Origin of the sequence: Methylobacterium nigriterrae, from assembly GCF_037106235.1 — a bacterium.
Lineage (GTDB): Bacteria > Pseudomonadota > Alphaproteobacteria > Rhizobiales > Beijerinckiaceae > Methylobacterium > Methylobacterium nigriterrae.
Genome location: NZ_JBAWTG010000064.1, coordinates 1 through 21006 on the forward strand (window position 1 = coordinate 1; position 21006 = coordinate 21006).

The window sequence follows — 21006 nt, forward strand, 5'->3', positions numbered from 1 at the left end:
GAAGCGGTGCGCTTCCGGGCTGTGGCGCGCCGTCGTGTAGAGCATGCGGCCGTGCTGCCGGACGAAGGGGTTGGCGAGCGCCTCCTCGACCGAAAGGCCGTAGTCGAGATCCACTGAGGCAAGGTTGGTGGCCAGGAAGTTGCTGCCCTTGCGGGCACCTTTGAGCTGCGGGCAGTAGGCCCAGCCGCGCAGGGTTGTTGCGGCAGTGAACTCGTCGATGGTGATCACGACGTTCTCCCAGCCGAGAGCAAAGAGCAATTCATTACCAGCCTCGTTCTTGTCGACGAGACCCGGATTGAAGGCGATTTTCAGCTTTTGCTGTGAAATGGACATGCGGGATCCTCGCCGGAGAACGGGTTTCCCGTTCCGGATATTGAATGAGCACTAGGCACATCAGACTGGAGGAGCGCTGGCTCCGGCAGCGGATCTGAGTCAGCTCGCACGCCAACCGGCGTCAGATCACCCGCTAGCCGCCATCGAAGACCGATGGGCGCTCAGGAGCGTATCTCACCCCTCCGATCGTCATTCCCGCCTCGTCGCCTTGGGTGGAGAGCTCCGCCAATGCATACTCCATCTATCGCGGTTGACAAGCGCGAAAACAAAGAACATTTTCGACAAACCGTGTATTTCCCCCTAAACATTGATGATATCATCAATCATTGATCGATTTTATCTTTTTATTCTTAGAAGTACACCTATTGACATGGGGAGATCCGTAGCCCAAATACGACTCGGCGAGTAACGATCAACTCACTCCTGCAGCGCCATGCGAAGATAATTGCAGGACACATCGTCTCACGGCATAGAGAAGCGGTGCCTCAGATGGTAAACATTCAAGCAGAATTTGTGCTTGCCGACATCCCGATGCGGAAGGGGCTTGATACCTCATCGAGACTTATGGCGGGGTAGCGCCCGCCGGGCCGGAGCTCGGTGGAGCGGCGGTGCGCAATCCTCGCCCGACAGAGAAAATCCGCGCTGCGCCGGAGGCTCTTCCCGGCCGGAACTTAAAGGGCCTGGATCTCACCGTCTGAAAGAACATTCGTTGAGACCGAGCACCCTGCTGTCTACCGCGCAGATTGTCTGCCCCTAGTCTTCGAACTGCGCGCCGTACTGTAGACCGGCGCCACCGTTCTCGATCGGCGTTGAGCCGACCGGCCCCCTCCCCCGAAGTGACGAAGCTTTTGCCCGGGCTCATGCAGTGAGCCGTCGTGGGACGCGCGATGGCTCATGCCCTGGGCGAACGAGGCACGGATTGGTGATCCGCGCAACACCCGGCACCTGCCAGAAGCGGGCGCCAACACTAGAAAGCATAAGCGAGCTCACATGCACGAAGAAGAACACAATAATGACCGCAAACGTCCCACTCGGCCGTTTATTCATTGGTCAAAATCTTACCCTGTCGAGTACCATGCACTGCTGTTTCATTATGGGGTAGACGATCGTTGCGATCCGGTTCTGATTGCACGCAATCGGCACCTGATCCGGATCTATGAGGCGAACCAGCACCTTCCGCAGGCGGCTCTCAACGAGTGCCTTCGAGAAGTTGCCGCCGCTTGGGAGCCGGTCTGTGCACAGATCGACCAGACTGCACAGGTACGGTGGGAGGAACTGCATGCCGCATTCAGTTGGGAGGCACCTTGGCTTCCCGCCCCGCGCGACACTGACAACCGAATCTTCCGCGACGAGGACATGGCGGTCGGATGGCTCGCTGAGCATACCGGCATCAAGTTCTCAAGGCGGCTTTTTACCCGGATGAGGGACGAGGGCATGGGCCCCTATCTTGTAGGTGCCCCAATGGCTGATCTGCCCGCCATGTGCAGATGGGCTAGCTTCGCCTTCGACCTTCCGGCGGAGGGCGCACCCCGACTCGAAGACCGGGTGTTCGAGCCCCTCAGACCCCCCAGGGATGAGGCACCCGATTGGCTCCTCGCTGCCAGCGACAGCGAAGAAACCGACCATCTGAATGGGATGCTTGAGGGCATCGGCGCAAACGTCGTGCGTGTCCGCAGCCCACTTGAGGCGGCTCAAGCCGTAACCGCGGTTCAGTTCCACGGGATGGTCATGCGGTTCAACCATCGGATCGAGGCGGAATACGCGATAGCCTACATCTGCATGGAGGAAAGCGTTCCGTTCGTGGCGATTACCAACGGGCCAGAGCGGCCTACCTCAATGGGGTGCGGCGGCGTCGTCCTCCACAATCCTCGCTCGCCTTATGAAATCGTCGCCGCGCTGGAGAGGTTGCCAGCGGCGAGGCTCGTTGGACTTGAGTTGCCTTGCGACGGACCGGCCGCGCAACGCGACGACTGATGTGAGGTAGGCAGTTTCACGGAGCCGCCGATCTTCCAGTCGGCGGCTCAGCTCAGAAATCCTCTCGCGATCCAATACTGACGATGTCGGCTGGGATCAGCTCGCCGCATCAGCGAATACGGACACGTGAAGAACGAATACCTACGCAGGTGAGCAGCTATGAAAAAGAAGCTTGGCTCAAGGTGGCAGAGCAAGAAGTACTCGTCCATGGATCACGAGATTGCCGTCGCACAGATCATAAGTCGTCGCATCGGCGGACCCGTTGATCCGGCGTTGCACAGCCATCTCGCGAAGTTTGGCCGCGGTGCCTTCGCGACCGGTCGGCGGCAGCCGCCCGAAAAGGCTGTCGACCGCTGGTTGGAGGCTGCTCTCGGTTGGCGGCCGAATGAGCAGGATCTGCTGGCAACCTGCAACTCTGACACGCCCGAGACGGGAGATCGCCTGAAGCCGGTCTGGATGGTCTTCGGCGACGAGGAGGACCCGATCCTCGCCGGTGCCTCTCGTTACATTGAGGCCTGGGGTGCGAAGGTCGAGCGCGTCACGACAGCGCTCGCCGCTATACGGATGGCGACCAGCGGCCAAATCGATGGCGGGCTGCTCAACTGTGCCGGCCGTATCGAGGCCGCTCACTTCATCATTGCCCAGCTGATGTTCCGCGGCCTGCCCTACGTCGCGCTCACTGATGGCCGGGAGGCCCTCGGCTTCGACCTCGGGGGCGTGGTCGTGGATAGGCCGGTGTCGATCGATGAGATCCGTGCCGGGTTCGAGAGCCTGCCGGAGCGCAAGATCTGGGGTTTGAGCTTCGCGGCTGTACCTCAGCTCGAAGCCACTCCCTAGCTCGCAGTGCCACGATGAGCCGCCGCGCACCTCGCGATGACGGGCTGTTCCCGTCAGAAGTCGAGATCGCGCGGCGGCTCAGCCAGACGCCCAGTGAGTGGGCCGCCAAGGCTAGGGTACTGGAGCGTGACGGGTTGCCACGCATCGACCCGCTCATGGGCGGAAGGTTCTGGCCCGCCATTCGCGCGTACTTCCTGGCGCGGCATGGTCTCTCCGGTGCCGAGGCGCTCGCGCCCGACGGCGAGGAGAACCTCGATGCCCTCTAAGTCCCCCACGCCCGGCCTCAAGAGGAGGAGGTCGGGCATCTATTGGTGTGCGACCCACCAGGCCGTGCAGGCCGGCTTCCGTCCCTCTGTGGCCCGCCTGCCCTACTCGCTCGAGAACCCGGATCACCGCCCGCTCATCGAAGCCAACTGCCAGCGGCTGCAGGCCGAGATGCTGCAGTTCCTGGCCAACGGCGGCCGCGAGCAACCCCGCCGCTACGACGGCACCATCCAGAGCCTATCCGGCCTCTACCAGATCGACGCGGCCAGCCCCTTCCGGCGGCTCAAGCACAACAGTCGGCTCAAGGACACCTACGTCCTCAAGCTGATCGAAGCCGCCTTCGGCAAGCGCGCGCTCTCAGCCCTCAGGATCGCCGACTTCTACCGCTGGTACGACGAGATCAAGAAGCCGAAGCGACCCGGCGGCCCCGAGCGGGTACGCCGCGCCTGGGGCGTGATCAAGAAGCTGCGCGAGCTGTTCGCCTACGGTGTCATGGCGGAACTGCCCGAGTGCGAGCGGCTCTACACGATCCTCCGCCACGCCCGCTTCGCCCAGCCGGCACGCCGGCGCATGGTGATGCGGCTCGCCCACGTCGAGGCCTTCATCCCGCAGGCCCTCGCCATGGGCCGGCTCTCGCTCGCCCTCGGCACAGCGCTCCAGTTCGAGACGGCCCTGCGCCAGAAGGACGTGATCGGCGAGTGGGAGCCGATCCCCGCCGGGGCGAAGCGCGGAGCCGACGATTTCGTCCTGAACGGCCGGCGCTGGGTGCGGGGCCTGACCTGGGCGGATCTGCCGGCCGACCTCGTGATCCGCAAGGCGACCACCAAGACCGGCGCTTTTGCCGCCCATGACCTGAAGCTCTGCCCGCTGGTGCTCGACCTGCTGGAGCGGATCCCGTCCGAGAAGCGGACCGGGCCGCTGATCATCGACGAGGTAGCGGGGCGGCCTTACGCCGAATCGGCCTATGGCCGCGAATGGCGGATCGTGGCGCGAGCCGCCGGCATCCCGAACCAGGTCTGGAACATGGACGCGCGGGCAGGTGCGATCACCGAGGCTGAGGACGCGGGCGCCGACCTCGACCACATCCGCTCGGCCGCGGCTCACTCGCAGGCGGCGACGACGCAGCGCTACTCGCGAGGCGCGGTCGGCAAGTCGCGCCGGGTGGCGGAGATGCGGCTGGCGTACAGGGGCCTCAGGAACGGACCCTGAACAGCGGAGGGGAATGGCACGGACCAACACCGATGTGAGGGCATCATAGGTAGGAGACCCCTGTCAGATCCTCAGAGATCGACCAAAGCCGCTTGGCAGTGGCCTGGTCGCGCGCATGAGGAGCGACGTCTGCGGTCGTCGGGTAGCCCCATGCCTCCCAAAGCCCGTCCGGACCGTAGTAGTGCCCGCCGTGTGCATCCGGCGAGGTTGCTCCGTAAAGCAGCGGCAGCGCGCCTCGTGCCGCAGACTGACCGAGCAGGCTGAAGATGGCCCGTCCGGCAAGACGCTCAACCGCGCCCGCCCTGTCGCCGCGCCGCGTAATGTCCGTCTTCGCCACGCCGGGATGAACGGGAACAGACAGGATCGGTGAACCGGCTGCCCGCAGGCGGCGGTCGAGCTCCAGCCCGAACATCAGCATGGCGAGCTTCGACTGCCTGTAGGCATCCTGCGCCGAGTAGGAGCGGCGAAGTTGCAGGTCGTCGAAGCGGATCTGGCCTCGCCGATGAGCGAGGCTCGCGACCTCGACGATCCGGGAGGCTGAACTGAGCCGGACGTCCGCTAGCAGCAGGCCGGTCAGGGTGAAATGACCGAGGTAGTTCGTGACGAGCTGCCGTTCGAAGCCGTCTGCGGTCTCCTCCCGCCGCGGCACGGAGGCGATGCCCGCGTTCAAGAGGAGCACATCGATCGGCGGCCTCTCGTCCCGCCATCGTGTGCCGAACTCCCGGACCGAGCTTAGGCGAGCGGTGTCGAGAGGCCGGAACTCAAGCGAGGCTGCAGGATGCACCTGCCGGATCGACCACATCGCGCGCTGTGCCTTGCCCTCGTCTCGCGCCGCGAGCACGACGTGGGCCCCAGCCCCGGCGAGGGCGAGGGCTGCCTCGTACCCAATCCCACTCGTGGCGCCGGTGATAATAGCGAGCCGGCCGGTCTGCAGCGGCATATCGGCGACGGTCCACTTGCGCTTGGCCATGATCGGCGAGCCCCCTCGTGAAATCCGCATCGGCGCTCACCGAGTCGCAAGCAGCGGGTGCTCGAATTGGTTCAGGAGACCCTCCGGATCAAGCTCGCGACGCAACCCGCAGCCCTCAGATGAGCCTCGGCGAAGCCACCACAGGGAAGGCCGTCGACCCTGAGCCTGTCCTGTCCCGCGACTTGGCTTTGGCCCCGCAGGTCCTCGACATACTGGTGGGGTTCGTGCTGGTCGCACGGGCTTGGACTGCTCGCTTGATGCAGGCATTTGCGTCGGCTGCTGAGAAGGATGCCGCGAACCCGCGATTAGCGCTGGCAGGTCAGTTTCGGTGTGGTTCAGGCAATCGGCTTGAATAGGCTGTCCCACCTGCTTCGGCGGCCGGCTTTCGCGTACCAGCCGGCGTCAGTTGACGAACTCGGCCATAAGCCCGCTGAGCCGTACTGCCTGCTGCGCGGAAGCCGATGATCCGCCTACCCGGCCGGCTTTCGCTCCTATCCATTGATCCAGATCATTGCTCGTGCTGCCTGACCGAGCTCCGATCTGTCGCTGCCCTCATATTGCGAGGGTGCGCAGTTGGTCGGAAGCTGAGGGGGCAACCACCGACTGTCCGGCAGTGCAGGATCGTTCCGACATGGCCCTGCACTGCCGGTGCTGTCAGACTTCAATGCTTGTGCTTCCGATGGTCAGATTACCTGCGCGAGCTTCAAGGTAAGTTGGACTGGAGCCAGCGCAAACGAGCATTGACGACTCGCTTCGTTCGACCCGTTAACGCCCCTGCTGCGCTTCCGGCTTGCTCCCCGTACCGAAGCGCGGCCGGGTCAAGGCCCTGGAAGCCACACTGGGGTCGGCCATCAAAGAGCAGATGTAAGGCTTCAACGCGGCGCGGCCGGCTTCTCCTGAGGCGGCTGGCTGAGCTTCTCGCCGGCGACGCATTCGAGCATGAAAGCGTCCCGGTGGGTGCCGCTCAAGTTGTCTCGGTCGGCCTGCGCGGAGCACTCCTGCTGCCAATCTTGCCGTTCCTGCCGTCCGGATGGTGTCGGCGCCGTCTGGGCAACTGCCATTGTTGCCGCACTCAACGAGGCCAGGATCAACCCACCACATCGAACCATCGTTCAGCCTCAAGCGTAACAGGGGCTTGGATCCATGCCCTGAACCACCGCACGGGTTCCCTCGGTTTCGGAGATGCCATGGATAGCAGCTGCCACGTGAGCTGACGATGGCCAGACAGTCCTCAACTGTGGCCTGCGCTGGCGCGATCTCGCCGCTCGCGAGGCGGCCGGGCCGGACGATCCGGTGTTCCGCTCGTGCAAGGGCGGCCCGCTCGACACCAACGCCGTGCACCGGGTCGTGAAGGCGGTGGCGGCCAGGGCCGGGCTCGCGCCCGCGGTCTCGGCACACTGGCTGCGCCACGCCCACGCGAGCCACGCCCTCGACCGCGGCGCGCCGGTCCACCTCTTTCAGGCGACGTTGGGTCATGTCTCGGTCGCTACTACCGGGCGCTACCTGCATGCCCGGCCCTCCGATAGTTTGGACCGCTACGTCGGGGTCCGAGCCGGCGAAAGCGAAACAGGGCCGTTGTCGGCGAGAGGCAAAAAGAAGCCCGCCACGGCAGGGAGGTTAGCGCCGAGCGGGCGTGAGTTGGAGAAAACGCCTGCCCGTGCCTGGGAGCACGATCAAGCGTGGCTGTTTAATCTCGGCCATCCACGCTTTGGAAACTCACGAAATCGCGAGGCAAATCAGCCAGCGGCTCTATGCACGCGAGCGGTATGGCAAGGAGAGCGGAATGGCGATCGCGTGCGAGGTCTGGAAGGATGAGAAGACCGAGGTCGGGCGATACGAGTTCGCCACCCTTCCGAGAACCGGCGACACCATCTCGGTGCCGAAGGACAGCGGTGAGGGCTATCAGCATTTCCGGGTCGAGAGCGTGACCCATCGGGCCAGCGCGGCGGCCCACCCGGCTGCGACGTACCTGTTCGTCTCGGAAGCGGAGTGAGGCATCCTTTGGGCCGAGGGAGGCGGCCTCGCCCGCTCGGATGATGGCGCGTAACGGCCGAGAGCTGGCGGTCCTCAGAGAAGGCAAGGCGCGCCCGGCACTCCCATCAGTTCAGCGGAAGGATGTACTGACGGTGCAGCCGGGCTGCTTCGCTTACATCCGGACGGGTAATCGACAGCGGCCGTGGTCCGCGCCCGTGCACTGCCATGGCATCGGTGACGAAGAGCAGCGTCAGCAGGGCAAGGGCACGGCGCGACATGGTTCCCGCTCCATCCAGAGCGAACCATGCGCGCAAAGCTGTTAGCCCTCCGTGAGGCTGCTCACGAAACGGTGCAGGTGGGGCAGACGAGCGAAGTGAGCTTCGTCAGACCGGTGCCGAGGAAGGCCCCTCTGACCGGATCCGTGCCGCTGACCTGATGAACCTCAACCGTGGTCGCCGCCTCGCCCGTCTGCGTCACCACTTCCTCGGATTCGACGCGGTGAACCGTGTGCACGGTCGTCCGTTCTCTCAGTGAGCCTCGACGGGCTCGTTTCCTCGATGTGGGACGAAGAGCCGGTTGTCTGGACGGGAGTGGGAGCTTGGCTCGCCTATCCGGTCAACCGGCTTCCGCGTGACAGTGACACGCCGGCCCAATTCGTTGGCGAGAGCACGCGCCGACGGAATTGCTCGCACAAGTCCCGTCCAGCCGCTGATCGGATTTCTTGAGCCTGCCCTGGCAACGAACCCCGGCCAGCGGCCCTCATCCGTCCGCTCCGAACGATCGCCGGTCCCTGCCCTGGGGCGCAACCTCCTCGTGCGCCCTGACGCACACACCAGGGTGGCAGGCACCGGCCACACACGTTCTTTCTCAACCGAGCGCAGCGCGGTCGGTGGCCCATGCCTTCAGCGCTAATCAGAGCCAATCGCTTGTGCTGGCCCCGATGCCCGGCTTTCGTGGGCGGGCGTCGGCCGGCGGGGTGCGAAGGAGGGCAAACCGGAGCATGTCGCCGGTTCTCGGGCGCCGGCGCGCGACGTGCGCTGGTAGCCCGCGCCCTGGCACGATGGTGGCAGTCACCGACCGAGCCCGTTCAATCGTTCCCGAGCGGCGTTGCGGTCGGTGACCCCTGCCCGCCTCAGAACCGCTTCTCCTGATCGCAATTCGGCCTGCATCTCGGGTATGGCCGCGATGCTGAGGGCGTCCGACGCGCTTCGATCTCGTCGACGAGGGCCGTCCTGTCCACCGGAGCGTCTCGGGTGTCGTCGTTCAGGCCGATTTCGCGGACAGGTTCGCTCCCGCGGGCGGCTCGACGATGCGCAGGCCGGAGAACCTGTGGCTGCCAGCCCCGGGCCGCGCAATGCGCCCGAGATCCATCAGCGGCTGCATGGGCGCTTCCGCGAGATCGAGCAGCTTAGCCTCACGCCAGGGGAGCGTGAACACGTCGCGTTTGAACCGACGCGGCTTCTTCTCCTCGACCAAGAGGATGAGCTTGCCGCTCCATGTTTTCTTGAACCAGAACCGACCCGTCAGCGGCATCGCATGGCCCTACGTTGAATGAACCCATAACCGCAACGGCCACGCTTGTGACAGGTTCCGCTATCGAGCCTCACACTCGGAGGATGGTTACCGTTCGCTAACTCAGTGTCGGTGCACCCAAAAAATGGCGCCGCCCTGAGACAGCGTCAGAAGTTTGCTTTCGCACGGGTGGTCCTTGGGCCTTAACCCGCCCGCCTCTGGCGCCAGGCACGCAGCGGAAATGGAATCGAAAGGCGTTCAGCTTGTGCTCGCCACGCGTCACGGTCGACTTGTGTAACCATCAGCTGAGCTCGCAGGCTGGCGACCTCCCCCTGTGCTGCGCCGAAACGGAGCGCCATCTCAGCCATATCATCCTGTGCAAGCGCCAGCTGGGCTTCAAGCTTGGCGATCCGTTGGTTGGACCCTGCAGCTGCGTCGTTTGGAAGCAATGTTTCGTCTGCTCCAAATATTCGGCCCGGGCTAATCGCGTCTATAAGATCATCGTGTCTATTGTTTTTGGCATCAAATGCTTGGTCACAGAGATTTAGCACAAACAAATCAACGATATTAGTCATGCAGTCCATATCCCCAGCAGACAAAAAGAGCCCAGTTGCCAGCCACTGCTGCTATTGTATTTTTTAGTACATAGACAACGTGCGAGGTCTATCTCGGCTGAGCGTCGAGCTGATTCATTCGTACGATAAGTAACCGAACAGGCGCTGTATGTGCTGTCGGCGTCACAGATGAATTTGAGTATCTGAGAATACATTCGACAGCTGATTGCCCTGTGCCGCCGGATCGGCAGAGCTGACGTTCCGTCTCACAAGGGTGTGGCGGTTTACGCGGCGATCAGTGACCGGCAGCTCCAGGGCAAGGCTCTGGCCTTGGTTCAGTCGTTTGCCCGTTTGCAGATGTTGCGGTCGGTGACCCCTGCCCGCTTCAGAACCGCATGTCGTGGTCCCGCAGCTCGGCCCGCATCGCAGGTATCGCCGCGATGCTGATCGCGATCCGGCGCGCCTCATACTTCGACATGCGGCCCATCACGGTCTGACGCTCGCGATCGGCCGCGAAATAGACGTAGGCGACCGGAAATCCGTTCGGGTCCTCAATGCGAAAAGCCTCCTGCGCCTCGACCGCAGTCCAGGACGCAGGAAAGCGGTGGGTCGTGAGATCAGACAAGGGCTAGCCGCCGCCTATGCCCGTGGTGATCTTGCCCGTGTCTTTGCTGTCGGGACAGGCTTCACCACCGATCTTGCCGGTGCCGCCGCAGTGCCGGCAGAGGTTCTCACCCGTTCCACGTGCGCCGGGCGTCGCCTCGTCTCCGGGTTTGGTGGGATCTGAGTCGGCCATCATTCCCTCCATTGTTCTCGGTGGGAGGAACGGGTTGTCAGAAGCCATGTTCCTTGCGGGCAAGCGGCCAGGCGGCAAGTCGATTACGCAACGGCCTTCCCGAAACGCTTAGCTTCAACCCGCAATGAATCCCGCTCACGGGAAACTGCGGCGAGCCGCGCTTCGAGAGCTTCGACGCGCGCATGCATCTGCCCGGCGTCGATAGCGGTTTCTACGGGCAGATCCTGAGCCTCCGCGAGCTGACCGCGTAGCTCGGCATTCTCGGTCGCCAGGGCGAGGATCGTCAGCTTGTCCGCGTCACCCATCGTGCCCCCCATTGTCGTCTAACCGGGCTAGCACGGTAGGGAGTCTGGGGGCAGCAATCGAGGTGCCCGGGGTGCGCATGCGCTCGTCGGTGTGGCCGTGACGCACTTCGGAAACGGTCAGGCGACAGTTTGACTGAGGCGTTCAGCTTCAGCACGCCACGCATCCCGTTGCTGTTCGACCGCGGTGAGTTGCGCCCGTAACGCCGCAATCTCATCCCGCAGCTCCCCTGTCCCGTCCTTGTCCTGCAGGGCAGCGCGCAAATCCGGCAGCGATGCGATGCTCAGTGCGACCCGGCACGCCTCCTCGCGTGACATGTAGCTGCCGGTTGCCCGGCGTGCGATGTCCTCGGAGTAGTAGGCATAGGCCAGCGGCAGAGCGGCGGCGTCTTCGATGCGGAACGCGCCCTCGAACTCGACCACGCGCCAGGGAGCAAAGAACCGGCGGGGCTCATCCATCATGCGGATCCATGCCTCGGCGCTGCGTAAACCCAAGGGGACAGCCTTGGCCGGCGAGATCGGCGCTGTGGAAGGCCCCATCGGCTGCTACGGCACGAGCAGCCGATGGGGTCCGCCCGCCGATCCGTGCGGCGGCTCCGCGGCGGGTGAGGTCAGGCTCGGCGCGAACGGTGAAAGACTCCTTACCTGCCTGGAGCGAGTACGCCAGCGTGCTAAGCTCGGCCCTATGGCAATGGACCAGACCATCGGCGCCCTGTTCAGGGCCAAGGCGATCTCGGAAGACGAAGTGGATGCCGCGGTCACGTCATGCGTGACTGGCCCTCCGGACGAGGCGTTCGTGTTTGCGAGCACCTACCTCGTCAACCTCGCCGCGGCGGTTCAAGCCGTTCCGCACGCTCGTGAGCGGCTGAGCGATCCGAACGCCTCCGAGTTCCTGAAGCGCATCGCGGTGCGCACGGCTATCATGCTGGCGCGGCCGGACAAGCAAGGGTCTGATCCGGTGATCAACTCCTCTGGTGAGGACGCGCCTTTATCCGATGGTGCCGAGCCCGCCGAGTACGACCTCCGCCAGGAAGAGGCGGAATGGACCGTCTACAACGCCAAGACGGGCAAGCCCGTGCGCTTGAACGATGCCCCGCAGGTTGGCCTCAGCCGAGAGGTTGCTGAGGAGATCCTGCAGACCTTGGACATGATCGAGCCCGAACTGGACAAGGACGCAGAAGGTTGAGCCGCAGCGCGCCCTGATCGGGTTCGTTGTGCAGCAGGAGCTTGCCGCACCGCCTGCTGTGCCTTGCGATGGCAGCGGCCGCGCACTAGGCCTGCGGCCGAATGGTGGCAACCCGGGTCCGGAAGAGAGATCACCATGCAATGGCACCCAATCGACACGGCGCCCAAGGACGGCCGCGAGGTCTACCTCAAGGGGCCGCTCGACGAGCATGGCGGCGAGTGGATGGCCATCGGCGTTTGGGAGGATGGCGGATGGCACCTTGAGCTTGAAGGTGCTTACGGAGAGCCCAACGCGTGGCGCGAGCTGGGCGAAGAGGCAGATTAGGGGCTCATCGCTGGACGGCACGGTTCCTGTTCGCTCAAGCGAGAGATCGCTGAGCAACTGCCGGGCTGTCTGGATGCGAGACCTCCTTGGCGCGAGCGACGACCTGGAGGGCTCTGGGCAGGGCGTCTGGATCGGGCGGTCTGGTGACGGGCCGGTGCTGCGCCTGCTGTCGGTGAACAGGACGGCAGAGCTATCCGGGACCGGCTTGTCTCGCCTTGTGGCTCTCTCCCGGGGCGACGGCCACATCACGGCGGCGCTGACCAAGCGCAGCGACGTGCCGGCCGCAGCCAAGCGCGATCTGCTGGCCCAGTTCAGGGACATGGCCACATCCGGCCGCACCTCATTACGCGTGAACACTCGGACGTGCCGCTCCCCAGTGAGGCTGCAGCCGGAGCGAACCTTGCGGCGGGGACGGTCGCCAGCGGACCTGACGGCACGGACCCGCTCTCGGCAGAGAGACTTCGTTCTGCCGCAGTGCGCGTCGGCGCTCTTGTTCAGTCGCGGGTGCTCACAGGCGCCGATGTATCCCATGCTCTGTTGCGCGGACGCTTGGCCGAGGCGGCCGTCATCACTGCCCGGCTGGCGGACGAGGATCCGGAGGCCTTCGTTCAGGCGCTGCGGGGCTCAAGCCCGGTCACGAACCTCGCCCTGCTGGTGATGCGAAGCGCTGGCCTGACTTGGGCGATGGCCGAGCAGGTTCTGCGCGAGGCTGGCTCAACGAACATCGTGCAGCAGCGAGAGGCGTATGCCGGGCTCTCGCGCGTTGCGGCGCAACGCAGCTTGCGGGCGGTCCGACTGCGCGCCGGCTTCACCATCCTGAAAGGCGGGCCGCAGCAGGATTGAGAGGCGGTGAGTGCTTTCCATGCGCGTGCCGTGCGGATCGCGTCAGGCCTTGTTTGGCGCCGGTGCGGGCATGGCGGCGACATGCCGCCCTCGGCGACCGCCGGCTGCCCCGTGACCATCTACGGGAGCACGGGAGCCTAAGATCGTGGGACGGCAGGTTCTCGCAGGGCTATTCGCGTGCCGGCCTAAACGCGGCCCATGAATAATCGAGCGTATTAACCCTTTTGCACTACTGCGGAACTCCTGCGCACCTGATCTCTCGCCCTCCTGCTGCCTTGATTGCGTCTAACCTGATCTGCAAAGGCCGCAGGGAGATCAGGATCGTGGGGGGAACACCTGTAAGGGCTCGCAGGATCTCTGCGGCCGCAACTGTTGGACTGGCCTGCACCTTTGTCGTCAGCAGCGCCCAGGCAGGATCCGTGAGTGACGGATTTCCAGACCTGCCGCTGCCGCCAGCGATCGAGGCTTTGGTGGGTCTGCCGATGATCTACAGCAGGGGACGCAGCACCTACCTCGACATGATCACCCAGGAAGCGATCCGGCAGGGTCTGCCGCCGGCCGTGGCCGACGCAGTCGCCCAGGTCGAGACCGCCTACAACCCGAACGCAATCGGCGGTGTCGGTGAAGTCGGGCTGATGCAGGTCCGGCCGCAGACGGCCGCCCTGCTGGGCTACAGGGGCAGCGACGCAGGGCTCGCCGAGCCTGCGGTCAACGTGCGCTACGGGGTGGCTTATTTGGCCAGGGCGTGGCGGCTCGCAGCCGGCGATCTCTGTCGGGCGCTGATGAAGTACCGGGCTGGGCACGGCGAGGAGCGCATGACGCCGCTCTCGGCTGAGTACTGCCGGAGGGCGCGAGCGCACTTGGTCGCGATCGGCTCGCCTTTGGCTGGGGACACCGCGCCACCGGCAGCCTCCAGCCACCCTTCTGTCTCTGCCGCAGCAACTCAGCCCGTGAAGCCGCGGCTATTATCCTCGTCGCAAGCCGCAGCGGCCGAACCAGGCAGACCAAGCCAGACCACCAAGGCAGGGCGCGCGATGGCAGTTGCGAGCGTGGGCACAAGCGCGAGGCCGATGCCACATCGTGCGGCACAGGCCAGGATGGTCCTGCCTCCCCAGCGCTCCAAGACCGTCAAGCTGGCATCGACTTCGATTGGACCGGGCGTTCTTACGGCTGTCGAGTCCGCGCTGCGGCTGAAGAGGCAGGAGCAGACCCGGCGGATCTGGGCTGAGCGCGATGCGCGCCTGAAGGCCATCGCTGCCAAGCTCAAGCGCCCCGGGCTGGTCATCGCGATTGGCATCTGAGGCAGCAACACTCAGAGCAAAGTCGAGCGACTCCACCTTAGAAGCTTCGGTCAGCGCGCCTGCTGTTCAAGCTGCCACCCTCGTAGAGGATGCGAGGATGGTGCTCGGCAAAACTGATCCCGAGGTCGAACTTGGCGGAACCTTGCTTTGCGGTGCCGTGACGATTGTTGCTGACTTCAAAATCGATTATCGAACGAGCCGCACATTTTTGGGCAGCCGCGTTGCAGGTGACTCGCATGGTCCCCGGCCGATGAACGTACCGTCGAGAAGGCCATTGCTGGATCGCCCGGCGCTTCTCAGCCATGAGTTGCTCTTGACTATAGCGCTGCCCGTAGAAGGTGACGGTCGGGCCGTACATGTATGGCACCCCGGCGACAGGGCTGACGTTGTTCGACGACCAGATCTGAAGGTATCGCTCAGCAATCAACGCGGTGCGCCGCTTCATCTCGGTGAGCCCAAGCGCCTGAGCCGAAGTTGAAGCTGCCATGAGCGCGACCGGAACCAGAAGGAAGGGCAGCCTCATTTAACGCGCTCCTCACGTACATCAGCAGGCCACCAGGCGAACGCAGCCCTGCCTCCGGCTCATCCGGGCTGTCTAAATCTCCAATCGCGCCCTCAGGGCTCCATGAGCCATCGCATCACCCCACCGGCATCTGCCGATGTGATCCGCCGGCTGCGCTCTCGCGCTACTCGTTCCGGAACTCGGCGACGCAAACCAGTGCCCGACTCAAGTGCCTCATCATCAAGCTGTGCATCTGCATAAACAGAAACCGGCGGGGTTACGATGCGACGTGCGTGCTTGGAAGCTGCCATGCTCTCGCGTCTGCTCTCGGCTGCGCCGATACCATGCATGCTCGACGCCGCTCGGCTGAAACGCCGCTCAACCGTGTCCGGCACCTGCGATCGGGCGATCCTGTCTCGGGCCATGTTAGCTCGCGATCGTTCAGCCACACCACTGGAGTCCGTCTTTCTCGCCAGCCCCAGCACCACCCGGTCTGCCCGCGTCCGATCGGAGTTCCGCATCTCAGCCTGAGTCTGATCAGCCCGCGCTCCATCCTTCTTTGCCGGCTCGGATCGAGTCGCGACTACCCCGTCTCGGCCAGATCTGACCGCCTGCCGAGCTACATCCGCCTTTCCTTCGTTGAGACGATCCGGGCGTGCCTGATCGTCGTTCGATGCTGCGACGTCAGCCCTCGTGGAATGTTCAGCCGGCCGCTGTCCCGGCGCTCCTTCCACGTGGAAGGTGAGCGGTGTACGCGGCTCCTGACGGCTCGATGAAGATGCGGCTTCTGTCCTCACCGGATCGGCCCAGGGCTGATCGGCAGGCGGTGACGAGGCAACTCTCGACGCTGGTTGCACCGGTGGTGCGCTGGGAGCATCGCCAGTGTTCAAGGTGACGAAGGCAACAGTCGCTAAAACACCGACAGCGAACGCAGCCCCCGCCGCAAAGAGAGTCGTAGCAGGGGAGCCCATCTGCGCTCTTTCACGACGTTCGGGAGTGGCCTCCAAGAAACCTTGGGGCACAGCATCGGTTCCGTAGATCACCGCCCGCAGGGACTTCACTTCCAGCGGCAAAGCTGCTGCCTTCGGGCCGGTTGCCTACCTGAGAGCACGCTGGAGTGTTGCGCGAAAGCCCGCTGCCTCGATATCGTGCCTCTGGGCAGACGGCTGGAGCCGCGAGCAAAGGACGCTCAGAAAACAAGCCTCGCATCACGCGGCACCCGATTTGGCCGATTGGAGCGCCGGATCCGGGTCGCGCGGCCTCGCGTCAGATCCGAAGCAGCCTAACCGGTCGCAGCAATCCCCGAACGGTAGAGCTTGAGCCAGTGCCAGATGGCGGTGAGCCAACGAAGGCGCGCCGCAGCCAGGTCGTGCGGCCCTGATCCGAGGAGTGGTCCCGAACAGCAAAGGGGAACGGGCGGGGAACACCATGGGGAACATGGGGAACGCCTCGGCCGTTAGCGCCTTTGAAAAGTAAGCTGGATCAGGACGTTAGGTGGAGCGGGCGATCGGGATCGAACCGACGACATTCAGCTTGGGAAGCTGTGGTCGAGCTTTGATTTTGCTGGAAGGTGTTCCCCGAGGCCTTCTGGCGCCAGATGCGCACATGCCACCCGCCCTCCCCGGAGGTCAGGTCCTATGTGGCCGTTCCGCACCAGCTGAACAGGCTCATGTCGCCCAGCGCCGTCTCGGCCATTCGGCCGGCTACCCCGGCCCGTCGAAACGTGCTGTTAAGCTTCCGTTAACCAGCAGGACCGGGCCATTCGGGTCGGAGCTGACGCGAGGAGCCGATGTCGCTGATCCACACCAGCCTTGCCCGCGCCGTACGGCTCGCGCTCGCATCCGGGTGCCTCGTCATCCTCGCAGCCGCTCATGCGCACGCTGCTGACGAAGGTGGCCTCGGCGGCCTCTTCCAGCGCCTGTTCTCGTCCGAGACGGCGCCGGCGACACCGCCCAGCTCGGCCCCTGCTGTGCAGATCCCGGCCTCTGGCTTCGAGGATGGCGACGGACAACACCAGGCGCGATCTGCGCATCACCGCTCGCTGCGGGACCTGTATGGGCACGTTCGTCCCAAAGTCCGGTATGCCGCCCTGCCCCGTCCTGAGAAGGTGAGGTCTGCCGCGACGGAGAAGGCGCGCGCGGCGGAGAACAAGTCCGCGGCACTGGCCAGGGCCGGCGAGCCGAACGCAGCGCTGCTGCAGGACGCGACACTGCGCAAGGGCGACATCGTCATCACGGCTGAAGGGCCGAAGGTGTTCACCGGCCGGGCGAAGGAGCACCGCACGGCCGGCGACTTCGAGGAGGCGAGCCGCTCACCGGGCCTGGATCGCAAGACCCGCGAGCTTCTGGCCGCGATGGTGGCGCCTCGCGGTGCGCTGCCGGCGGATGAAGCCCGCAAGCTGGTGGCCAAGCTGGCCCACCCCGCTGAGCAGACCCCCACGTCTGTGGCCGTGCAGGCGGAGGCCGCGCCCCTGCGGGTCGTGTGTCCCTCCACAGCGCCGGCTCCCACGACGAAGGTCAGCCTGCAGGGGCACTGAACCTGCACACGACACCTGCTCCGCACTCGGCCTCTGTCCTCGCCGCATGTCCAACTCCTCCGGTCCTGGCTGATCCTCTCAATCAGCCCGGTCCAAAGCCAGCCGGTCAGGTGACTTACGCCCGCCTGCTGCTTCAAGGCAGCCTCAGCCCGGCGCGCACAGCGCTCGCATCTTGATCGAGGCTGACGGCGAACTTCCCCGTGCCGTGCACGCCACGGCCGCTCGCCACGAGCGCGGAACAGTGGCTCGGAAGAGGGGTTTCTAGCGCAACGTACTGATCACAAAACGTCCCTTAAGAGGTCCCGCCATGGCTGACACAAAGCACCCCGGGAACATCCCCGAGGAGGGCGGCGGGATCCAGAACGCTGCAGACGACGCACAGAATTTTGTATCCAACATCGGAGCCGCAGGCCAGGACACGGCCAAGCGCTTCGCGGAGGAGCAGAAGGCCGCCGCGGCAGAACGCGTTGAGGAGATCGCCAGTGTCCTCGATAGCGCCGCTGAGACTGTGGAGCGTGTTGTTCCTCCAGCAGCGCCATACGTCCGTAAAGCTGCGTCGGGCGCGCGGGGTGCTTCATCCGCGCTTCGTGAGCAAGGCATCGGCGATATCATCGAGAGTGGGATCCAGTTCGCGAGAACACGGCCGAAGCTCCTCATCGGCGGCTCCGCTCTCTCGGGCTTCATGTTGGCGCGCTTTTTGAAGAGTTCGGCTGATCGCCGCGCTCGTGCGCGCCTGTCGAGCCATCCACTTACCGATGCGGCCACTAAGCTCACGTCGTCTGCAGCCGACATGGTTTCGGACGTCAGTGATGCTGCGGGACGCGTCATGGGGTCTGGCGACAGCCGATCCGCTGCTTCAGCCTCTTCCACATCCCAGGCTGCCCGCGGAGTGCGGCGGAATGAGCCTCAGTTCGGCGGGCGACTCAACGATGAGATCAGCAGAATGGGAGAGAGCTACCCTCTGCTGCTTGCGATCGTCGGTCTTGCGGCTGGGGCTGTTGTCGGGGGCTCACTCCGCCTGACGGAGGCCGAGCAGCGTGCCATGGGGCCCTACAGTGAGGCGGCGAAGAGGCGCGTCCGTAGGGCCGCGGACGAGCAATATGCTCAGCTCAAAGAAGCCGCCGAGCGGGTTGCAGCTGATCTGCAGAACCGTGGTGCCGCGCGTCCCGAGACGGAGGACCAGAGCGGCGACTTCGAAACCGTCCTCGGCGGCGGCAAGCCCGCAGCCCAGGAAGGCAAAGGCACCACTGATACGGCTGAAACGCCTGCAAGCCATTCGGCTGGCGCTGCTCCGTAAGCACCGCAGCCTAGCAGTTGGTGGTCACTTGCCGGGGAGATAATTATGGAGCCGTCGTGGGCAGGGGCATGGTGTGCCCTCTGCGTCCACGAGGCCGGCCTATATTTAGGCCGAAGCCGCAACCGTGTCCGCTGCGGTTGCTTGGCGAGTGCCGAGCGGCGCAGGCTCGCCGGTGGTGGTGTCCTTGGCTGTTTGCTGCTCCATCTCAGCATTCAGCTCGGCGCCAAGAAGCACGATTGTGGTCGAGATCCAGATCCAGGTCATGAAGCCGATGATGGCGCCAAGTGAGCCATAGGTCTCGTTGTACTTGCCGAAGCTAGATACGTACCAGGAGAAAAGGGCCGAGACGGCGATCCAGAGGAAGGCCGCCACACCGCTCCCCCACGTCACCCAGCGCCACTGGGCGGTGTCGCGGCTCGGACCGTAGCGGTAGAGCAGCGCGAGGCTTCCAAGCACCACCAGCAGCAGGATCGGCCACCGCAGCAGGGTAATCACCCACTCCATCGAGCCGAGATTCAGGAAGTTCAGCACTGCCGGCACCACCACGATGCCGACAAGGGCTAGAACTACGAACAGAAGCGCACCGGCGGTGAAGGTGAGCGATCGCAGGTTCAACCAGAAGAAGTTCCGCTTTTCCTTCTCGTCGTAGACGATGTTCAACGCGTCGAAGATCGCCTTCATGCCGCCGTTGGCACTCCAGATCGAAAGGAGGATACCAAAAGCAGCCGTGAAACCGAGGGTGCCGCCGCCCTTGGCAGCGATCCGCTTGACCTGGTCGCCGATAATGTCGAGGGCACCACTCGGCAAAATGCCTTGGAGGTTGGCAAGCTGCGCGTTGATCGTCTCGGGATCGGCAATGAGACCGTAGATCGAGACGAGGGCGCCGATGGCCGGGAAGAGGGCGAGGATCGCGTAGAAGGTCACCCCAGCTGCGACCAGCAGCACGCGATCGTTGCTGAACTCCTGCAGCACACGTTTGCCGATGTCCCACCAGCCCTTGGCTGGGATCTCGGTCGGGGTCTCAGCCTTGCGGCCCCGGTCCGCTTCCGTTTCTGCAACCCGCTCGGCGTCAGAACCTTCGTGTGTCTTCGGCCCTTCCTTCGCCTCCCGCTGGTTTGCACTCTTCGCCCTCGGCAGCGAGGCACGTTGGCGGGGCAGTGCCACCAGACCGAGCAGTGCGGTGCCGAGAAAGATTGTCCAGGCCGTCGATGCGGCGGTGGAGGAGCTATCCGGAGGTGACTTGATAGTATCCGTCATGCGCCAGCCTGCTGATGGTGCCTAAGCGGAAGGCTCGGCCGTCGAGGCAACGTGCACATCGCTCATTCGTTGCCAGGAAGTCTTGCCAGCATCCATGGAAGTGCTAGCACCGTTAGTCGAACGGCGTATTCAGCCCGGGCGTCGGCAGGGGCGCAGCGGCATCGGGTTGACCGCCTCCCGGCAGGAACAGCCGCATGCCGCAACTGGACTACGCTCTCGCAGCACCCGCCCGCGTCCCTCTGACCTGACCGGCTGGCAAAGTGTCCGAGAATGGGGAGGTTGCGGCCTGAGAGGGCGGACGCCGGGAGAGGGCTGCTGCACTAACTAATGTTTGTCAGGTGAAGGACCGCCACAGCATTGCGAAACCGAGGACGATTGTTGCTAGCAGGATGAGACTTCCAAAAACGCTCATGCGATTGCTCGCCTGCCACGCCAGGAAAGTGCCGGCAAGAAGGTTGAGGGCGATAATAAGGCAAACCTGCTCGATGCTCATGTGCCAGAAGGGCGCAAAGCCGTGAACCCGGGGGCAATTGCTGAGAGTTCTGGCGTACGCGGGTAGCCGTTCGACTTGTGGTGATTGGCCTCGCCATTTGGCCGCCTGTACTCGTTCAGAACCTCAACATCATGGATGCTTGTTCCGTTATGCGGTGCGTAATCATCGGCTAGCGCACCCGTCACGGCGGCGACGTCCCGCGCGTCCACCAGGTTCGTCCAATGTCCGACATTTTTCGGCACGCGAACTGATCCATGCTCTTCGGTGATTTTCAGTTTGACGTCTGCGAGCCCGAGTGACGACCCAAGAGTCAAGAAGGAGTCGATGTGGGTCGAGGGGGTATTCCGTTCGAGCATCCTCAGAGCGTCGTAGGCAATGATCGTGCCCATGGAGTGCGCAAATATCAGGACGCATTGCCCGGAAGCGGCCTTGAACCGCTCAATCAGACGCTCACGCACTTCCTGCGCGAAACCTGTCTCGGAATGGTAGTACCAGAGATCATCGAACCGGGCCCTCAAAATGATGTCCTCGATTGGGGTGAT

25 protein-coding genes, 1 tRNA gene and 1 pseudogene are annotated in these 21006 nt (G+C 64.2%); 12 read left to right on the top strand and 15 right to left on the bottom strand.

From position 1 onward, the window contains the following. Positions 1 to 333: pseudogene (locus tag WDW90_RS24220) on the bottom strand (plasmid replication protein, CyRepA1 family); the annotation flags it as partial. A gap of 990 nt (positions 334 to 1323) precedes the next feature. Here WDW90_RS24220 and WDW90_RS24225 point away from each other — a divergent pair. The 4 genes from WDW90_RS24225 (at position 1324) to WDW90_RS24240 (ending at position 4617) form a co-directional block, all read left to right on the top strand. Further along, positions 1324 to 2307, top strand: a complete 984-nt coding sequence (locus WDW90_RS24225; RefSeq protein ID WP_336490037.1) for a hypothetical protein — start codon at positions 1324 to 1326, stop codon at positions 2305 to 2307. 159 nt (positions 2308 to 2466) lie between these two features. Beyond that, on the top strand, positions 2467 to 3144 hold the full coding sequence (locus WDW90_RS24230; RefSeq protein ID WP_336490038.1) for a hypothetical protein: 678 nt from the start codon (positions 2467 to 2469) through the stop codon (positions 3142 to 3144). A gap of 14 nt (positions 3145 to 3158) precedes the next feature. Then, positions 3159 to 3410, top strand: coding sequence for a hypothetical protein (locus WDW90_RS24235; protein ID WP_336490039.1), 252 nt, complete (start codon positions 3159 to 3161; stop codon positions 3408 to 3410). After that, the gene (locus WDW90_RS24240) at positions 3400 to 4617 is read left to right on the top strand and encodes an integrase (protein WP_336490040.1); all 1218 of its coding nucleotides are present in this window, start codon (positions 3400 to 3402) and stop codon (positions 4615 to 4617) included. The genes WDW90_RS24235 and WDW90_RS24240 overlap by 11 nt, the downstream gene beginning before the upstream one ends. Positions 4618 to 4660: 43 nt before the next feature. Here WDW90_RS24240 and WDW90_RS24245 read toward each other — a convergent pair whose 3' ends face one another. Together WDW90_RS24245 and WDW90_RS40820 are read right to left on the bottom strand one after the other, a co-directional pair. Further along, on the bottom strand, positions 4661 to 5587 hold the full coding sequence (locus WDW90_RS24245; protein WP_336490042.1) for an oxidoreductase: 927 nt from the start codon (positions 5585 to 5587) through the stop codon (positions 4661 to 4663). Positions 5588 to 6459: 872 nt separating this feature from the next. Further along, positions 6460 to 6696, bottom strand: a complete 237-nt coding sequence (locus WDW90_RS40820; protein ID WP_431311114.1) for a PsiF family protein — start codon at positions 6694 to 6696, stop codon at positions 6460 to 6462. Between the two features lie 133 nt (positions 6697 to 6829). Between WDW90_RS40820 and WDW90_RS24250 the strand changes: the two genes are divergently transcribed. After that, positions 6830 to 7402, top strand: a complete 573-nt coding sequence (locus tag WDW90_RS24250; RefSeq protein WP_336490065.1) for a tyrosine-type recombinase/integrase — start codon at positions 6830 to 6832, stop codon at positions 7400 to 7402. Next, positions 7371 to 7580 carry a hypothetical protein gene (locus WDW90_RS24255; RefSeq protein WP_336490043.1) on the top strand — a complete coding sequence of 70 codons (210 nt, stop codon included), beginning with the start codon at positions 7371 to 7373 and terminating at the stop codon, positions 7578 to 7580. The genes WDW90_RS24250 and WDW90_RS24255 overlap by 32 nt, the downstream gene beginning before the upstream one ends. Positions 7581 to 7686: 106 nt before the next feature. Here the strand turns inward: WDW90_RS24255 and WDW90_RS24260 are convergent, their stop codons facing one another. The 8 genes from WDW90_RS24260 to WDW90_RS24295 all read right to left on the bottom strand — a co-directional run bounded on the left by WDW90_RS24260 (position 7687) and on the right by WDW90_RS24295 (position 11187). After that, positions 7687 to 7839 carry a hypothetical protein gene (locus WDW90_RS24260; protein WP_336490044.1) on the bottom strand — a complete coding sequence of 51 codons (153 nt, stop codon included), beginning with the start codon at positions 7837 to 7839 and terminating at the stop codon, positions 7687 to 7689. 61 nt (positions 7840 to 7900) lie between these two features. After that, positions 7901 to 8074 carry a hypothetical protein gene (locus WDW90_RS24265; RefSeq protein ID WP_336490045.1) on the bottom strand — a complete coding sequence of 58 codons (174 nt, stop codon included), beginning with the start codon at positions 8072 to 8074 and terminating at the stop codon, positions 7901 to 7903. 750 nt (positions 8075 to 8824) lie between these two features. After that, positions 8825 to 9094, bottom strand: coding sequence for a hypothetical protein (locus WDW90_RS24270; RefSeq protein ID WP_336490046.1), 270 nt, complete (start codon positions 9092 to 9094; stop codon positions 8825 to 8827). Positions 9095 to 9276: 182 nt separating this feature from the next. Beyond that, the gene (locus WDW90_RS24275) at positions 9277 to 9648 is read right to left on the bottom strand and encodes a hypothetical protein (RefSeq protein ID WP_336490047.1); all 372 of its coding nucleotides are present in this window, start codon (positions 9646 to 9648) and stop codon (positions 9277 to 9279) included. Between the two features lie 364 nt (positions 9649 to 10012). Further along, a complete protein-coding gene (locus WDW90_RS24280; protein WP_336490049.1) occupies positions 10013 to 10252 on the bottom strand; it encodes a hypothetical protein in 240 nt (79 codons plus the stop codon). 3 nt (positions 10253 to 10255) lie between these two features. Continuing rightward, the gene (locus WDW90_RS24285) at positions 10256 to 10426 is read right to left on the bottom strand and encodes a hypothetical protein (protein ID WP_336490067.1); all 171 of its coding nucleotides are present in this window, start codon (positions 10424 to 10426) and stop codon (positions 10256 to 10258) included. 80 nt (positions 10427 to 10506) lie between these two features. Continuing rightward, positions 10507 to 10728: a hypothetical protein gene (locus tag WDW90_RS24290; protein ID WP_336490050.1), complete on the bottom strand. Its 222-nt coding sequence runs from the start codon at positions 10726 to 10728 to the stop codon at positions 10507 to 10509. 117 nt (positions 10729 to 10845) lie between these two features. After that, positions 10846 to 11187 (bottom strand): hypothetical protein, encoded by a 342-nt coding sequence (locus WDW90_RS24295; protein ID WP_336490051.1) that lies wholly within the window; start codon positions 11185 to 11187, stop codon positions 10846 to 10848. Here WDW90_RS24295 and WDW90_RS24300 point away from each other — a divergent pair. The 4 genes from WDW90_RS24300 to WDW90_RS40825 all read left to right on the top strand — a co-directional run bounded on the left by WDW90_RS24300 (position 11186) and on the right by WDW90_RS40825 (position 14379). Then, the gene (locus tag WDW90_RS24300; RefSeq protein ID WP_336490052.1) at positions 11186 to 11911 is read left to right on the top strand and encodes a hypothetical protein; all 726 of its coding nucleotides are present in this window, start codon (positions 11186 to 11188) and stop codon (positions 11909 to 11911) included. The genes WDW90_RS24295 and WDW90_RS24300 overlap by 2 nt on opposite strands. Before the next feature lie 135 nt (positions 11912 to 12046). Beyond that, positions 12047 to 12235: a hypothetical protein gene (locus WDW90_RS24305; protein ID WP_336490053.1), complete on the top strand. Its 189-nt coding sequence runs from the start codon at positions 12047 to 12049 to the stop codon at positions 12233 to 12235. 537 nt (positions 12236 to 12772) lie between these two features. Beyond that, positions 12773 to 13078, top strand: a complete 306-nt coding sequence (locus tag WDW90_RS24310; protein ID WP_336490054.1) for a hypothetical protein — start codon at positions 12773 to 12775, stop codon at positions 13076 to 13078. 419 nt (positions 13079 to 13497) lie between these two features. Continuing rightward, positions 13498 to 14379, top strand: coding sequence for a lytic transglycosylase domain-containing protein (locus tag WDW90_RS40825; RefSeq protein WP_431311115.1), 882 nt, complete (start codon positions 13498 to 13500; stop codon positions 14377 to 14379). A 37-nt stretch (positions 14380 to 14416) separates the two neighbouring features. Here the strand turns inward: WDW90_RS40825 and WDW90_RS24320 are convergent, their stop codons facing one another. Both WDW90_RS24320 and WDW90_RS24325 read right to left on the bottom strand, forming a co-directional pair. Further along, entirely contained in the window at positions 14417 to 14902 is a 486-nt protein-coding gene (locus WDW90_RS24320) for a hypothetical protein (protein WP_336490055.1), read from the bottom strand. 1474 nt (positions 14903 to 16376) lie between these two features. Continuing rightward, positions 16377 to 16497: transfer RNA gene (locus WDW90_RS24325), tRNA-OTHER, on the bottom strand. 173 nt (positions 16498 to 16670) lie between these two features. Between WDW90_RS24325 and WDW90_RS24330 the strand changes: the two genes are divergently transcribed. Next, positions 16671 to 17417, top strand: a complete 747-nt coding sequence (locus WDW90_RS24330) for a hypothetical protein (RefSeq protein ID WP_336490056.1) — start codon at positions 16671 to 16673, stop codon at positions 17415 to 17417. 307 nt (positions 17418 to 17724) lie between these two features. Beyond that, positions 17725 to 18714: a hypothetical protein gene (locus tag WDW90_RS24335; RefSeq protein WP_336490057.1), complete on the top strand. Its 990-nt coding sequence runs from the start codon at positions 17725 to 17727 to the stop codon at positions 18712 to 18714. 105 nt (positions 18715 to 18819) lie between these two features. Here WDW90_RS24335 and WDW90_RS24340 read toward each other — a convergent pair whose 3' ends face one another. Both WDW90_RS24340 and WDW90_RS24345 read right to left on the bottom strand, forming a co-directional pair. After that, complete coding sequence (locus WDW90_RS24340) at positions 18820 to 19971, bottom strand: YihY/virulence factor BrkB family protein (RefSeq protein ID WP_336490058.1); 1152 nt, start codon at positions 19969 to 19971, stop codon at positions 18820 to 18822. A gap of 489 nt (positions 19972 to 20460) precedes the next feature. Then, entirely contained in the window at positions 20461 to 20982 is a 522-nt protein-coding gene (locus tag WDW90_RS24345; protein ID WP_336490059.1) for a lipase/acyltransferase domain-containing protein, read from the bottom strand. Positions 20983 to 21006: the final 24 nt, after the last annotated feature.